This is a genomic window from Planotetraspora sp. GP83 (assembly GCF_041262585.1).
In the GTDB taxonomy this organism is placed as follows: domain Bacteria; phylum Actinomycetota; class Actinomycetes; order Streptosporangiales; family Streptosporangiaceae; genus JAOEGB01.
Genome location: NZ_JBGCBZ010000017.1, coordinates 46607 through 60854, shown reverse-complemented (window position 1 = coordinate 60854; position 14248 = coordinate 46607). Strand labels below are relative to the sequence as shown.

Below are 14248 nucleotides of genomic sequence, written 5' to 3'. Positions count from 1 at the left end.
GGCCGTCTACATCAGGCCGTCTATGTCACGCCGTCTATGTCACGGTGAACCCGTGGGGGCTGTGGACGGTGCGCAGCTCCCTGCCGCCGCCGAGGTACATGTGCACGCCGCAGGGCAGGCACGGGTCGAAGCTGCGGACCGTGCGCATGATGTCGATGCCCTTGAAGGTCTCCGGCGGGTTCTCCTCGAAGATCGGCGTGTTCTGCACGGCGTCCTCGTACGGCCCGGGCGTCCCGTGGACGTCGCGGACGCTGGCGTTCCAGGGCGTCGGCGGGTACGGGTGGTAGTTGGCGATCTTGCCGTTCCTGATCACCATGTGGTGGGACAGCACGCCGCGGACCGCCTCGGTGAACCCGCAGCTGATCGCCTCGTCGGGCACCGTGAAGGGTGTCCAGGTCTTGGTGTGCCCCTGGCGCACCTCGTTCAGCGCCTGCTCCACGAAGTGCAGCGCGCACGCCGCGGAGTACGCCTGGAAGTACGTCCTGGCCCTGTTGCGTTCGAGCGTGTTGGACAGCGGCCGGCCGTCGCGCTCGGGGATCGTCCACTCGAACGTCGTCTCCGGCCTGGTGACCGTCTTCGGCAGGTTGATCAGCACGCTGTGGCCGGTGGCCCTGACGTAGCCGATGTCGACGAGCCCGTTGAGCGCCGTGGACCACAGCCGCGCGAGCGGGCCGCCGCCGGTGTCGAGCGCCAGCAGATTCTCCCCGTCGAACCAGCGCGGCGACATGACCCAGCTGTACTTGTCGGTGAAGTCCCGCTTCTGCGGATGCGGGATGGTGTGCTGGTTCCAGGGGTGCCGGATGTCGACCGGGTTGCCGAGCGGGTCCTGGGTGACGAACGGCTCCATGTCCGCCCAGTCCTCGTAGTAGGAGCTGCCGAGCAGGATGCGGATGCCGAGGTTGATGTCCACCAGATCGTTGGTGATCAGCTTGCCGTCCACGATGACGCCGGGGGTGACGAACATCCTCCGGCCCCAGTCGCTCATGTTCTGGTAGGTGAAGTCGCAGTACTCGGGGTCGTTGAGGCTGCCCCAGCAGCCGAGCATGACCCGCCGCCGGCCCACCTGCTCGTACCCCGGGAGCGCCTCGTAGAAGAAGTCGAACAGGTCGTCGTGCATGGGGACGACCCGCTTGAGGAACTCGACGTACCGCATCAGCCGGACCAGGTAGTCCGTGAACACCTGAACCGTGGCGACCGTGCCGACCCCGCCCGGGTAGAGCGTCGAGGGGTGCACGTGCCTGCCCTCCATGAGGCAGAACATCTCGCGGGTCGTACGGCTCATCGCGAGCGCCTCGCGGTAGAACTCCCCTTCCAGAGGGTTCAGCGAGCGCATGATGTCGGCGATCGTCCGGTAGCCGTGCTCGGCCGCGTGGGGCGCCTCGGTCCGCTCGGCCTGCGCCAGCACGCCGGGGTTGGTCTCGCGGACCATCTTCTCGCAGTAGTCCACCCCGACGAGGTTCTCCTGGAAGATGTTGTGGTCGAACATGTACTCGGCCGACTCGCCCAGGTTGATGATCCACTCTCCGATGGCCGGCGGGGCCACGCCGTACGCCATGTTCTGGGTGTAGACCGAGCACGTCGCGTGGTTGTCGCCGCAGATCCCGCAGATCCGGCTGGTGATGAAGTGGGCGTCGCGGGGGTCCTTGCCCTTCATGAAGATGCTGTAGCCGCGGAAGACCGACGACGTGCTGTAGCACTCCGCGACCTCCCGGTTGGCGAAGTCGACCTTGGCGTAGATGCCGAGACTGCCGACGATCCGGGTGATGGGATCCCAGGCCATCTCGACCAGTTGACGTTCCTTCTCCGGTGAGTACGTCATGTCAGCTCCAGGGCGCCTTGTATCCGGTGAGCAGCTCGCGGCCCCGCCTGCGCCACTTCGGCTCCTTGTCCACCGTCTTGAAGGTGAAGTTGCGCAGGGTGCGGATCACCGTGCCGTAGGCCTCGCTGGCGGTCGCCGAGACGCGAGCGCCCGGCGGCTCGTCCATGAAAGGCATGAACTTGTCGGGGAAGCCCGGCATCGTGCAGGCGATGCAGATGCCTCCCACGTTGGGGCAGCCGCCGATGCCGTTGATCCAGCCGCGCTTGGGGACGTTGCACTTCACGACCGGTCCCCAGCAGCCGATCTTGACGAGGCACTTCGGCGAGCCGTACTCGGTGGCGAACTGGCCCTGCTCGTAGTAGCCCGCCCGGTCGCAGCCCTCGTGCACGGTCATGCCGAACAGCCACGTCGGGCGCAGCGCCTCGTCCAGCGGGATCATCGGCGCCTGGCCCGCGAGCTGGTAGAGCAGGTAGAGGATCGTCTCCGACAGGTTGTCGGGGTGGACCGGGCAGCCGGGCACGTTGACGATCGGCAGCCCCGCCTTGGACCGCCAGTCCCATCCCAGGTAGTCGGCGACGCCCATCGCACCGGTGGGATTGCCGGCCATGGCGTGGATGCCGCCGTAGGTCGCGCAGGTCCCGGCGGCGAGCACCGCGGTCGCCTTGGGCGCCAGCCGGTCCAGCCATTCGCTGGTCGTCATGGGCTGCCCGGTCTCCGGGTTGTTGCCGAACCCGCACCAGTAGCCCTCGCGCTTGATCGACTCGTTCGGGATGGACCCCTCGATGACCAGCACGAACGGCTCCAGCTCGCCGCGGTCGGCCTTGTACCACCACTCGATGAAGGTGTCCGCGCCCTGCATGGGGCCGCACTCGAAGTCGATCAGCGGCCAGTGCACGGCGATTTTCGGGAGCCCCGGAAGCGCCCCCAGCACGATCTCCTCGATGCTCGGCTGGGTCGCCGCCGTGAGCGCCACGGAGTCGCCGTCGCAGCTCAGCCCCGCGTTGATCCACAAAATATGGATCAACGGTTCTTCCTGCGCTCGCGATGTGGTCTCTTGCGTATCCGTCGGCGCGGTCATTGCGCCTCACCACCCTCGGGCGGATCGAACATGGTTTCAGTTGGTGCTGTCAGTTGGCCGCGGTGGCGGCACCGGAGCCTGGCCTGCCTGAGCCTGGCCTGTCTGAGCCTGGAGCCTGAGCCTCGGCTTCCGGGCCGAGCCGCGTGAGGGCGCCCTGGGTCAGCTCCCAGAGCGCGTGGTAAACGGTGGTCTGGGCCTCCTGGATGCGGTGCACCGAGGACGATGGCACCACGAACAGGTGATCGATGGTGCCCAGCTCGGCCATCTGCCCGCCGTCGTAGCCGGCCAGCCCGACCGTGATCATGCCGCGCCTGTCGGCCTCCTCGAAGGCGGCGATGAGGTTGCGCGAGTTCCCGCTCGTCGACAGCCCGAACGCGATGTCCCCCGCGCGGCCGGACGCCGCGAGCTGACGGGCGAACACCACCTCGAACCCGATGTCGTTCGACAGGGCCGTCACCACCGCGATGTCCGCGGTCAGGGCGAACGCCGGCAGCGGCCGGGCCGCAGACCCCGCAGACCCCGCAGCCCCCGTGCTACCCGCGCTCCCCGGGTCTCCCGGGTGCAGGTACAGGGCGGCCACGTCCTGCGCATCGGTCGAGCTGCCGCCGTTGCCGAACGCGAACAACCGCGCGCCCCGGCTGAAGGCGGCGGCCATGGCCTCGGCGCAGGCGGCCATCCGGGCGCCGTCACGGTCGAGCACGGTCTGGCGCAGCGCGACGATCTCGTTCGCCTTGTCGACGGTGGACTGACGGACCGCCGTGAGAACGCGGTCGAGGTCGGCGGAGGCCGAGTAGAGGAACGGGTACAGCGACTCCATCGAGTCATCGGGCCTGCTCACTTGGTCACCTCCTCACCGTGGCGTCTCAGCAGGCATCTCGGCTGGCTTCTCAGCCGGCGATCCGAGCACGGCGATCGCCTCCTTGGCGTGGACGAGGACCGTGTCCCCGACCCGGGCCTCCACCAGGGCGACGCTCACCTCTTCCCGGCCCCGCCCGGTGTCCACGACCGCGAGATCCGCCCCCAGCAGGCTGACCACCGTCACCGGCACCGCCTCATCCGAGCAGGTCACGCAGACCTCGGCGTGGCACATCACGTTCGGGTCCGTCCTGGTGGGGTCATGAGCGGTCATGCCACCACCTGGGGATCCAGCACGCCGGGCTGCTCGAAGAACACGTGCACCAGCTCCCACAGGATGTGGTAGGTGGTGACGTGCACCTCCTTGGTGACACGAGGGTCGCCGGAGGGGGCGGTGAGGACGTGGTCGAGGGCCGGGCTCCGCGCGATCTCCCCGCCGTCCCCGCCCACGAGCGCGATCGTCAGCAGGCCCAGCCCCTTGGCCGTCTCCAGCGCTCTGAGCACGTTCACGCAGTTGCCGTACGGTGAGACGCCCAGGGCGATGTCGGCCGGTGCGGCGAGATGGCGGAGCTGGTGGGCGAAGACGTCGCCGAAATCGGTCTCGGCGGCGACCCCTGTGATCGTCGCCACGTCGCTCGTCAGGGAGAACGAGGGCAGTGCCCGCTTCCCGACGATCACCGGATGGACGAACTCCACCGAGATGTGCTGGGCGTCGGTGGCCGCCTCTCCGTTGCCGAAGACGATGAGCCGCCCTCCGCGGTGGAACCGCGTCGCCATGGCGTGACAGGCCCGGGCCACCCGATCGGCCTCGGCGGCGAGGCTGCGGGCCGGCCCCACGCGGCGTGCGAAGATCTCCGGAACAGAAGCCAGGACTGCCTGGTCCATCACGGACCACTTCCCCAGGTGATGCCCCCGTTGGTTCCCCTTTCGGGGAGACTTCCCTGCTATCGACCGTACATACGGGCAAGACGGTAAAGGGCAACTGATGTCCGTAATTTCGCAAAGATCGTCTTGTGGAGGCCGAGACGACGTACGCAGCGTAACGGCATGTTTTATACGTGTATGTCTCCTTTGGCCGGGTACGGCCTGCCGACGAGGGGGAAAGCGCCATGACAGACGTCATCAGCATGATCAAGACCGACCACCGTGAGGTCGAGGCCCTGTTCGACAGGCTCAGGAAGGACATGGACAACCGTCCGGCGCTCCTCGCGGAGCTGGCGGCCAAGTTCGTCGCCCATTCGCGGGCGGAGGAGGACCTGGTCTATCCCGAGATCGCCAAGGCCGTCCCGGCGGAGAAGGGCGAGGTCCGCGAGGGGGCGAAAGAGCACCACCAGGCCGAGCAGTTGCTGCTTCGGCTGCTCGACGCCAAGGCGGACGACAAGAACTTCGACACGCTCCTGCACGAGTGTCTCCAGGCGATCAACCACCACGTCCAGGAGGAGGAGAACGCGATCCTGCCGGGATTCGCGAAGGCCGTCCCAGCGCAGCGCCTCACCGAGCTCGGCCGGGCCTTCAGCGAGCACAAGGCGCGGGACCTGGTCATCAGCGTGATATCCACCGGCGGCCCGATGAAGGGAAAGGCGAAGTCGTCCGGGCGCGGCGGGCAGGACGTCTCCGAGATGAGCAGGGAAGAGCTCTACCAGCGCGCCCAGGAGGCGGACATCCCCGGTCGCTCGGGAATGTCGAAGAAGCAGCTCGCCGAGGCTCTCCAGAAGAGCGGCAAGCGCTGACGGCGAAGACGAAGACCGAAGGCCGCGACCCACTCAAGGGGCTCGCGGCCTTCACACGTGCGCGATTGAAGCCGGCGCGGCGTCACCTCGTCGTTTCCGACGGGAAACGATCGTCGTCAATAGTGCCGGTATTCCTCCAGCGAAACGCGGAGGGTGTCGGCGAAATGTGACGAGAACGTCATTCGGCTTCCGGGAGAATTGATCGTCCTGGAATGGCGCTCGTTTTCATCGAACGAAAGTCCGGGCATCCGGGCCGGCGTCCATGGCCATCCGGGTGAATGCCGGGACGGGGGATACGCCTCGCCCGCCGTCGCTCGCCAGGATCAGCTGGTGGAGACGGCGGAGCTCGGGCCCCGGCTCCACGCCGGCGTGCTCCACGAGGCAGGCCCGGGCCCTCGCGTAGGCGGCGAGGGCGTCCGCCCGCCGCCCCGACTCGTGCAGCGCGATGAGCAGCCGGGACCACATGCGCTCGTGCAGCGGAAACTCGCCCACCAGGCGCCGCAGCTCGGCGACGGCCTTGGAATGCAGGCCGGCGGCCAGCAGGATGTCCAGTGCCTGCTCGGTCCCCATCAGGCGGCGTTCTTCGAGCCAGGCGATGCTCGCGTCGAGCAAGGCGCCCCCGGACACGTTCTCCAGCGGTCGTCCTCGCCACATCCGCAACGCCTCGTCGTAACGGGCGCTCGCCTCCGCCAGGCGGCCCTGGGCGTGCAGGAGCTCGCCCTCGGCCGTGAGCGCCTCGAACTGGAGGAGATCCAGCTCCTCGGGCCCGACGATCAGGCGGTAGCCGGACGGCACCGTCTCCAGCCGGTCGCCGGAGCCGGGCTCCGCCTCGTCGAGGCGGCGCCGGAGATGCGTGGCGTACGTGCGCAGGTTGGCCGTCGCCGAGGCGGGCGGCTCCGTCCACAATGACTCGGCGAGGCGGGTAAGGGTAACCGGCTGTCCCGCGTGGAGCAATAGCGCGGCCAGGAAACTGCGGGTCCTGAGTCCGCCGAGATTGGCGCGGCGGTCTCCCACCTGCGCTTCGAGATTACCCAATATGCGGAACTTCATCTCGGCGTCCTCCTTGAACGTATGCCGCGCGGACCAGCGGGGAGGCGAGATTTCCCGATGCGACATGTTGTTGGTAGTAGGTCGAGTTACCCTTGTCAACCCTTTAGTAACAATTGTTCCGGCAGTCCGAGTCTCGCTCACGTTTCTTACTCGGGGTGTTTATGCGAAATCTATGCGGCAGCCGATGCGCGTTTGCCACGCGAGCGTGTAGAGGTCCGCGGCTAGCGTCGGGCGCAGCGGTTGGAGGCGCGTGTCCGGCGGAAGGGGAAGCACGGTGGCCCTGCCCTCGCCCCACGACCTGGGTCGTGCCCCGGCCCCCGACCTGTCCGCGCCGCCGCGGCTACGTCCGATCCTGGAGGAGTTGCTCTCCGGCGTGCCGGACACGACCGCGAGCCGTCGGCTCAACATGTCGGCTCGCACCTACAGCAGGCGGGTGGCCGAGCTGCTCGACTATCTCGGGGTGGACACCCGTTTCCAGGCGGGCGTGGAGATCGTCCGGCGCCGGTGGGTGGCCGCGGCGGCCGGACCCGTCTCCCACCGGACGACCCCGCTCAGGACGGCCCAGCCCCCCGATCACATGCCGTTCCGCTGAGACCGGCCCCCCGGGTGCCCTCTCTTCACTCCATCTCCGCCAGGAAGTCGAGGAGCACGCCGTTCACCTCGTCCGGCGCCTCCAGGAACCCGAAGTGCCCGGCCCCCGAGATCTCGGCGTACCGGCAGTACGGGACGGCCTTGGCGACCTCCCGGCACATCGCGGGAGGGGTCACCACATCCTCCCCGAATGCGACGACGAGGCAGGGGCGCGTGATGCCGGCCAGCGCCGGCGCCCGATCCGGGAACACGGTCGCCTCGTACTGCGCCGCGGCCCCGGCCCCCCGCATCGGGAACCGGCGCAGCACGGCGAACCAGTCGGCGGCGGCCCGGTCGTCGGCGAGCGTGGCGGAGCCGAACAGCTGAGTCATGTGCGCCACCGTCTCGAAGTCGCCGCCCACGGACGGCTCCCGCATGCGGGCCGCCGCGGCCCGCGCGGAGGACTGCCGGAAGAAGTCGGTGCGGCACCGCGTGCCGAGCATCACGGCCGCCCGGACCAGATCCGGCCTGGCCAGGGCGAGCTCCTGGGCGGTCATGGCGCCGAGCGACGCCCCGGCGACCGCGCAGGGCCCCAGCCCCAGCTCCGTGATCAGCCCGGCGGCGTCCGCGGCCAGGTCGGCCAGCCGGTACGGCCCCGGCGGCACCGACGACGGTGACGTGCCGCGGGCGTCGAACGTCACCACCTGATAGCCGGCCGCGGTCAACGCCGTGACCTGGTGCATGGACCAGATCGCGGCCCGGGTGCCGGCCGGGGGGATCAGCACCACGGGCCGGCCGGTCCCGTGGATCTCGTACGAGAACGACAGCGCGCCTACTCGGGCAATGGGCATGGACTGGAGGGAAATTGCCGGGCGTTCCCCCGGTCAAGCGGGGTGACGACTTCTCGCCAACCTCCGCCGCCCGCATTGTTGCGCGAGCCACCGGTGGACACCATGGCCCCGTGCACTCACATATGACCTCGCTTCGGCATTTGCCGGACAGTGACGTGGACTATCTGGTACGGCGGGGCGCCTGGTTCGCCGGTCCGGAGTCCCGTGGGCACCGGCCACTGGCCGACCTGGTCGTGGGTGGCTTCTTCCGGGCGACCTCCACGAGGACGCGCACCGCGTTCGCCTCCGCCGCGCTGCGCCTCGGCGCGGGTCATGTCGCGTACGGCCCGGGGGACCTGCAACTCAACACCGGCGAGTCGATGGAGGACACCGCGCGGGTGCTGGCCCGGATGCTCGACGCGCTGGTCGTGCGGACCGCGGGGGATCCCCGGGAGGTCGAGGCGCTCGCCGGGCAGGAGAGGATGGCCGTCGTCAACGCGATGAGCGCCGACGAGCATCCGACCCAGGCCCTGGCCGATCTGACCACCATGTGGCGGCATTTCGGGCGGATCGCCGGCCTGCGGATCCTGTATGTGGGGGAGGGGAACAACACCGCCGCCGCGCTGGCGCTGGCGCTGCCCCGGTACGCCGGTGTCTCGCTGTGCCTCGCCACTCCGCCGGGCTACGGCCTGGACGCGGAGATCCTCGCGGAAGCCGTACGGCTGGCGAAGGAGCACGACGCCTCGGTCTGGGAGACACACGACCTGGCGGACGCCCCCGGCGGGGTGGACGTCGTCTACACCACCCGGTGGCAGACGACCGGCACGTCGAAGCCCGATCCGGACTGGCGGGCGGCGTTCGCCCCCTTCCAGGTGAACCGGGCGCTCATGGCCCGGCACCCGGAGGCCGTGTTCATGCACGACCTGCCCGCCCATCGGGGCGAGGACGTGACGGCCGAGGTGCTGGACGGGGCCGCCAGCATCGCCTTCGACCAGGCGGAGAACAAGACGCACAGCGCCAAGGCCGTGCTGGAGTGGTGCATCCTGGGGCGGAACGAGTGAGCGGCGGCGATCCCGCCTCGTCCCCGGACCAGCGGTTCGCCGAGGTCGTCCAGCGCATGCCGGACGCGCCGGCCGTCGAGGACGGGGACCGGGTCCTCACCTACCGCGAGCTCGACGCCCGGGCCGCCGCCATAGCCCGCTGGCTGCGCGCGCGGGGAGCAGGGCCGGAGCGGACCGTCGCGATCCTCGTGGACCGCACCGCCGACCTGCCGGCCTGCGTCCTCGCCACCTGGCGGGCCGGGGCCGCGCATCTCGCGCTGGACCCGCAGACTCCCCGAGCCCGGCTCAGGGCCGTCCTCGCCGAGGCCGGGCCGGTCGCCGTCCTGACCCACGGCCGGTTGCGCCACCGGCTCGCCGGGATCCCGATCCCGCAGCTCGCGGTCGACCGTGACGCCCTCGACCACGGCGCCCTCGACCACGGCGCCCTCGACCACGGCGCTCTTCCCGAGCCGGACGAGCGGGATCGGCGCCCGGCCGATCCCGACGTCCTCGCCTACCTGATCTACACCTCCGGCTCGACCGGCGCTCCCAAGGGTGTCGGGGTCAGCCGGCGGGCGCTCCTGGCCACCCTCGACGACTGGATCCGGCTCTACGGTCTCGGGACGGATGTCACGAGCGTCCTTCAGGTCGCCGGCTTCGGCTTCGACGTCGCCACCGGCGACGTGGCGCGTGCGCTGCTCACCGGCTGCCGCCTGGTGATGTGCCCGGGGGAGACACTGCTGAGCCCGCCCGCCCTGCACGCGTTCATGCGGCGCGTCCGGCCCGATCTCGCCGAGTTCACCCCTTCGCTGCTGCGGCCGCTGGTGAGCCACCTGCTCCAGACCGGCCGGCGCCTCGGCTCCGCCCGGTGCCTGGTGGTCGGCGGTGAGAACTGGACGGCCGCGGACTACCGGTCGCTGCGCACGGTCGCCGGCCCGGACGTGCGGATCTTCAACACGTACGGCCTGACCGAGACGACGATCGACTGCACCCATCACGAGACGGGAGCCGGGCCGTACGAGGAGACGGGCGTGCCCATCGGCCGCCCGTTCGCGGCGACGGAGCTGCACGTGCTGGACGACGACCTGCGGCCGGCCCGGGAAGGCGAGCTGTACGTGGGCGGCGCGCGGCTCGCCCGGGGCTACCAGGCCGATCCCGCCACCACCGCGCAGCGCTTCGTGCCCTCTCCCGAGGGCCCGCCGGGCGCCCGGCTCTACCGCACGGGCGACAGAGTGAGGTGGCTGCCGGGAGGCGAGCTGATTTACCTCGGCCGGAGGGACGACCAGGTCAAGGTGCGTGGGGTGCGCGTCCACCTGGCCGAGGTGGAGACGGCGCTGGCCGCCCATCCCGGAGTGCGGGCAGCCGTCGTCGTCCCGCACGAGGTGACGGCCGACGGCGCCGCCCGCACCGAGCTGGCCGCGTACGTGATCCCGGACACCGACCGGCTCGACCCCGGCGAGCTGCGCCGCCATGCCGCCCGGCAGCTCCCGCCCGGGATGGTGCCCGCCTTCGTCACCGTGCTGGACCGCTTCCCGGTCACCCCCAACGGCAAGGTGGACCGCGACCGCCTGCCCCCGCTGCGGGAGTGGCCGTCCGCCCAGCCGCTCGCCCCGGAGCCGTCCGCCCCCGGAGCGTCCGGCATGGGAGCGTCCGGCATCGCGGCGGGTACGGCCGAGGCGGCCGTGGCGGGGATCTGGGCCCGCGTCCTCGGCCGCGCCGTCCCGGCCGCCGGAGCCGACTTCTTCGAGCTGGGCGGCAACTCGCTGCTCGCCGCCCAGGTCACGGGGCTGATCCGGGCGGAGCTCGGCGCCGAGCTGCCGCCCGGGGCGCTGCTGGAGCATCCGACCGTCGCCGAGCTGGCCGGGCTGGTGGCCGGGGCCGTCACCGGGGAGCCGATCGCGGCCGACCCCGCCCGCGCCGAGGGGCCGCTCTCCCCGGCCCAGAACCGGCTGTGGCTGCTGGACCGGCTTGCGGGCGGCCTGGCCGCCTACAACATCCCCGCGGTCATCCGCGTCACCGGCCCGCTGGACGTGCCCGTCCTGCGGGCGGCCCTGCGGCTCCTGTTGGACAGGCACGCCGCCCTCCGGACCGCCTTCGTGATGACCCCGGACGGCCCCATCCAGAGAGTTCAGCAGGGCCGGCGGGCCGCGGCGGCGGGGGAGGACCCCCTCGAGATCGCGGAGCCGGGAGCCGCCGGCATTGATGCGTGGATCCGTGAGTTCGCCCGCCGGCCGTTCGACCTGTCGAGGCCGCCGCTGCTGAGAGCGGCGCTGCTGACCGACGGCCCGGTCCGCGTGCTCGCGCTCTCCACCCACCACATCGTCTCCGACGGCTGGACATCGCGGATCCTGCTGCGCGACCTCGGGATCGTCTACTCGGCGCTGCTCCACGGGGCCGAGCCGGTGCTTCCCCCGCTGCCCTTCAGCTACCTGGACCACTCCGCGTGGTACGCCGCGCGGCTGGAGCGGGGCGACTTCGACCATCAGTTCGCCTACTGGCGGGAACAGCTCGCGGGCGTGCCTCCGGCCCCTGCCCTGCCGCCTCCCACCGGCCCCGCGGACGGCGGGCCGCGGCGGACGGCCGCCACCCTCGGCCCCGACCTGACAGAGGCCGTGCGAGGCCTGGCCCGAGAGCAGCGGACCACGGTGTTCGTGACGCTGCTCACCGCCTTCAGCACGGTCCTGCGCCGCTGGTCGGGCGAGGAGGACCTCGTGGTCGGCGTCCCGTTCGGCGACCGGACCGCCCCGGGCACCGAGGACCTGGCGGGCTTCTTCGTCAGCACGGTTCCGCTGCGGGTCAGCGTGCCGGGAGACGCGGCGTTCAGCGACGCCGTACGGCTGACCCGCGCGGCCGTGGCGGGCTCGGCCCGCGCTCAGGACGTCCCCTTCGACCTGGTGCAGCGCGAACTGCGGCGCTCCGGCGCGGGAGTTCCGTTCCGGGCGTGGTTCAACTTCCTCGGTGCTCCCGACCAGGCCCCCGGCATGGCCGGCCTGGTCACCGAGATGCTCCCGCCGCCGGTCGTGGGAGCGCTGTTCGACCTCAACGCGTACGTCACGGAGCGGCCGGACGACCTGGAGGTCGAGCTGATCTTCGACGGCGGCCGCTGCGACGAGGAGCACATGTCCGCGTTCCTGGAGCAGTTCGTCGTGCTCCTCCGGCGGGTCGCCGCCGACCCGGACGCGCCGCTCGACCGGCACCCCCTGACCGCTGATCCCGCCGATCCCGCTGATCGGGGTGACGAGACCCGAGCCGTTCACAGCGGAGCCGGGGGCGGGCCGTCCGCGCTCCCGTCGCTTCGGTCGCTCCCGTCGCTCCCGTCGCTTCCGTCGCTTCCGTCCGCCGTGGCCGCCATGGCGGGCCGCACGCCCGACGCGGTCGCGGTGCGCGCCCCCACCGGAGCCGTCACCTATCGCGAGCTGTCCGGCTGGGCGGGCGCGCTGGCAAGGCGCCTGGCAGGCCGCGACACAGGACGAAACGCGGGACGGCGCACGGGAGGAGACGCGGCAGGAGACGCGGGACGGGACGCGGGACACGGCGGGGGCGCGGACGACGTCGTCGCGATCTACGCCCACCGGGGGGCCTCTCTGGTCGCGGCACTGCTGGGGGTGCTGGAGGCGGGCGCGGCCTTCCTCGTGCTCGACCCGGCCTACCCGCCTGCCCGCCTGGCCGCCCAGATGGAGGAGGCACGTCCGGTCGCGCTGCTCCACCTGACCGAGGCCGGCCCGCTTCCCGGGGAGCTGGCGCGGCGGGTGCCGGCCGTACTGGCGGTGCCCGGGACGCCGGAGGACGGGCCGCCCCTGCGTGGAACCCCCGCGCGCGGCCTCTCCTACGTCGCGTTCACGTCGGGGACCACCGGGCGTCCGCGGGCCGTACACGGAGGCCAGGGGCCGGTCGCCCACTTCCTGGAGGTGTACGCGAGAACGTTCGCGATAGGCCCAGGAGATCGGTTCGCGATGCTGTCCGGTCTGGCTCACGACCCGTTGCTGCGTGACGTGTTCGCCCCCCTGTGGACCGGGGCGGCGATCTCCGCGCCCCCGCCGGACCTGATCCGGGCCCCCCGCGAGCTGCTCGCCTGGCTCGCCGGCGAACGGGTCACGATCGCTCAAGTCACCCCGGCCCTCGTCCGGTCACTGGCCGGCGTCGGCGGCGACCTCCGGCTGCCCGGTCCGCCACTGCCCGGTCCGCCACTGCCCGATCCGCCACTGCCCCATCCGCCACTGCCCCATCTGCGGCTGGCCGTCTGCGGCGGCGACCAGCTCCGATGGGCCGACGTAGCCACGCTGCGCCGTCTCGCGCCCGGCGTCGTGGTGGTCAACGCGTACGGCACGACCGAGACCCCGCAGGTGGCGGGCTGGCACGTCGTCGTCCCCGGGGAGCCGGGCGGGGCGGGCGAGCAGCCGGTGCCGATCGGACACGGCGTCGAAGGGGCCGAGCTGCTCGTGGAGGGCGCGGGCGGGCTCGCGGCGGCGGTCGGGGAGACGGGGCGGATCGTCGTGCGCACGCCGCACCTCACTCACGGACACCACGGCCGCTACGACACCGGCGATCTGGGCCGCAGGCAGCCCGACGGGTCCGTCGTCCTGACAGGGCGGGCCGACGACCAGGTGATGATCGCGGGGTATCGGGCCGAGCCCGCCGAGATCGACCTGCGCGCCGTGCGCCTGCCGTACGTGCGGGACTGTGTCACGGTCGCGCGCCGGGGACCGGACGGTGAGTCGCGCCTGGTGAGTTACGTCGTCCCGGCCGGGGCGGAGCCCCTCGGGCTGGCCCGGCTCAGGGCCGACCTGCGCCGGGAGCTCCCCGGCCATCTGCTTCCCGCCGGGATCGTCGTGCTGGACGGCCTGCCCATGACCCCGAACGGAAAGGTCGACCGGGCCGGGCTGCCCGAGTGGACGGCCGGGAACGGGCTCGAAACCGGCGGCGGGGCCCCGCGGACGCTTCTCGAACGGCGCGTCGCGGAGGCGTGGGGCGAGACCCTCCGGCTGCGGGGGGTCGGCGCCGACGTCAACTTCTTCGACCTGGGCGGCACCTCGCTGCTCATGGCCCAGGTCCAGCAGGCGCTGCGGCGGCGGCTCGGGAGGGAGATCCCGATCGTGACGCTGTTCGCCCATCCCACCGTGCGCTCGCTCGCCGCGCACCTGTCCGGGTCGGCGGACGGGCGTGCCCCGGCCCGGGCGGGGCGGCTGAACCCGGTGACGTCCGACGCGGCCCAGCGCCGCGCCATCCGGCGGGAGCTGCGGGACAAGGCAGGCGGGAACCTCGGTACGAGATGAGGA

General features: G+C 71.6%; 11 protein-coding genes. 4 read left to right on the top strand and 7 right to left on the bottom strand.

The features are described 5' to 3' along the window. Positions 1-34: 34 nt before the first annotated feature. The 5 genes from ABH927_RS22975 to ABH927_RS22955 form a co-directional block, all read right to left on the bottom strand. Positions 35-1819, bottom strand: a complete 1785-nt coding sequence (locus ABH927_RS22975) for a nickel-dependent hydrogenase large subunit (RefSeq protein ID WP_370024342.1) — start codon at positions 1817-1819, stop codon at positions 35-37. A 1-nt stretch (position 1820) separates the two neighbouring features. Continuing rightward, a complete protein-coding gene (locus tag ABH927_RS22970) occupies positions 1821-2843 on the bottom strand; it encodes a hydrogenase expression protein HypE (protein WP_370024340.1) in 1023 nt (340 codons plus the stop codon). A 103-nt stretch (positions 2844-2946) separates the two neighbouring features. Further along, complete coding sequence (locus ABH927_RS22965) at positions 2947-3735, bottom strand: SIS domain-containing protein (RefSeq protein WP_370024338.1); 789 nt, start codon at positions 3733-3735, stop codon at positions 2947-2949. A 12-nt stretch (positions 3736-3747) separates the two neighbouring features. Further along, positions 3748-4026 (bottom strand): HypC/HybG/HupF family hydrogenase formation chaperone, encoded by a 279-nt coding sequence (locus tag ABH927_RS22960; RefSeq protein ID WP_370024336.1) that lies wholly within the window; start codon positions 4024-4026, stop codon positions 3748-3750. Beyond that, positions 4023-4637: an SIS domain-containing protein gene (locus ABH927_RS22955; protein WP_370024334.1), complete on the bottom strand. Its 615-nt coding sequence runs from the start codon at positions 4635-4637 to the stop codon at positions 4023-4025. The genes ABH927_RS22960 and ABH927_RS22955 overlap by 4 nt, the downstream gene beginning before the upstream one ends. A 224-nt stretch (positions 4638-4861) precedes the next feature. Here ABH927_RS22955 and ABH927_RS22950 point away from each other — a divergent pair, with 224 nt between their 5' ends. After that, positions 4862-5482, top strand: coding sequence for a hemerythrin domain-containing protein (locus ABH927_RS22950; protein WP_370024332.1), 621 nt, complete (start codon positions 4862-4864; stop codon positions 5480-5482). A 225-nt stretch (positions 5483-5707) separates the two neighbouring features. Here the strand turns inward: ABH927_RS22950 and ABH927_RS22945 are convergent, their stop codons facing one another. Next, positions 5708-6598 (bottom strand): BTAD domain-containing putative transcriptional regulator, encoded by an 891-nt coding sequence (locus ABH927_RS22945; RefSeq protein ID WP_370024330.1) that lies wholly within the window; start codon positions 6596-6598, stop codon positions 5708-5710. Positions 6599-6806: 208 nt separating this feature from the next. Between ABH927_RS22945 and ABH927_RS22940 the strand changes: the two genes are divergently transcribed. Next, positions 6807-7124, top strand: a complete 318-nt coding sequence (locus tag ABH927_RS22940; RefSeq protein ID WP_370024329.1) for a hypothetical protein — start codon at positions 6807-6809, stop codon at positions 7122-7124. A 25-nt stretch (positions 7125-7149) separates the two neighbouring features. Here the strand turns inward: ABH927_RS22940 and ABH927_RS22935 are convergent, their stop codons facing one another. Then, complete coding sequence (locus tag ABH927_RS22935; protein ID WP_370024327.1) at positions 7150-7953, bottom strand: alpha/beta fold hydrolase; 804 nt, start codon at positions 7951-7953, stop codon at positions 7150-7152. Positions 7954-8063: 110 nt separating this feature from the next. Between ABH927_RS22935 and ABH927_RS22930 the strand changes: the two genes are divergently transcribed. Next, on the top strand, positions 8064-8993 hold the full coding sequence (locus tag ABH927_RS22930; RefSeq protein WP_370024325.1) for an ornithine carbamoyltransferase: 930 nt from the start codon (positions 8064-8066) through the stop codon (positions 8991-8993). Continuing rightward, a complete protein-coding gene (locus ABH927_RS22925) occupies positions 8990-14245 on the top strand; it encodes an amino acid adenylation domain-containing protein (protein ID WP_370024323.1) in 5256 nt (1751 codons plus the stop codon). The genes ABH927_RS22930 and ABH927_RS22925 overlap by 4 nt, the downstream gene beginning before the upstream one ends. Positions 14246-14248: the final 3 nt, after the last annotated feature.

Excerpts from the sequence above, each read along its gene's own strand:
- ABH927_RS22945 (WP_370024330.1), bottom strand. The coding sequence starts at position 6,598 with ATGTCGCATCGGGAAATCTCGCCTCCCCGCTGGTCCGCGCGGCATACG.
- ABH927_RS22960 (WP_370024336.1), bottom strand. The coding sequence starts at position 4,026 with ATGACCGCTCATGACCCCACCAGGACGGACCCGAACGTGATGTGCCAC.
- ABH927_RS22935 (WP_370024327.1), bottom strand. The coding sequence starts at position 7,953 with ATGCCCATTGCCCGAGTAGGCGCGCTGTCGTTCTCGTACGAGATCCAC.
- ABH927_RS22955 (WP_370024334.1), bottom strand. The coding sequence starts at position 4,637 with ATGGACCAGGCAGTCCTGGCTTCTGTTCCGGAGATCTTCGCACGCCGC.
- ABH927_RS22950 (WP_370024332.1), top strand. The coding sequence starts at position 4,862 with ATGACAGACGTCATCAGCATGATCAAGACCGACCACCGTGAGGTCGAG.
- ABH927_RS22975 (WP_370024342.1), bottom strand. The coding sequence starts at position 1,819 with ATGACGTACTCACCGGAGAAGGAACGTCAACTGGTCGAGATGGCCTGG.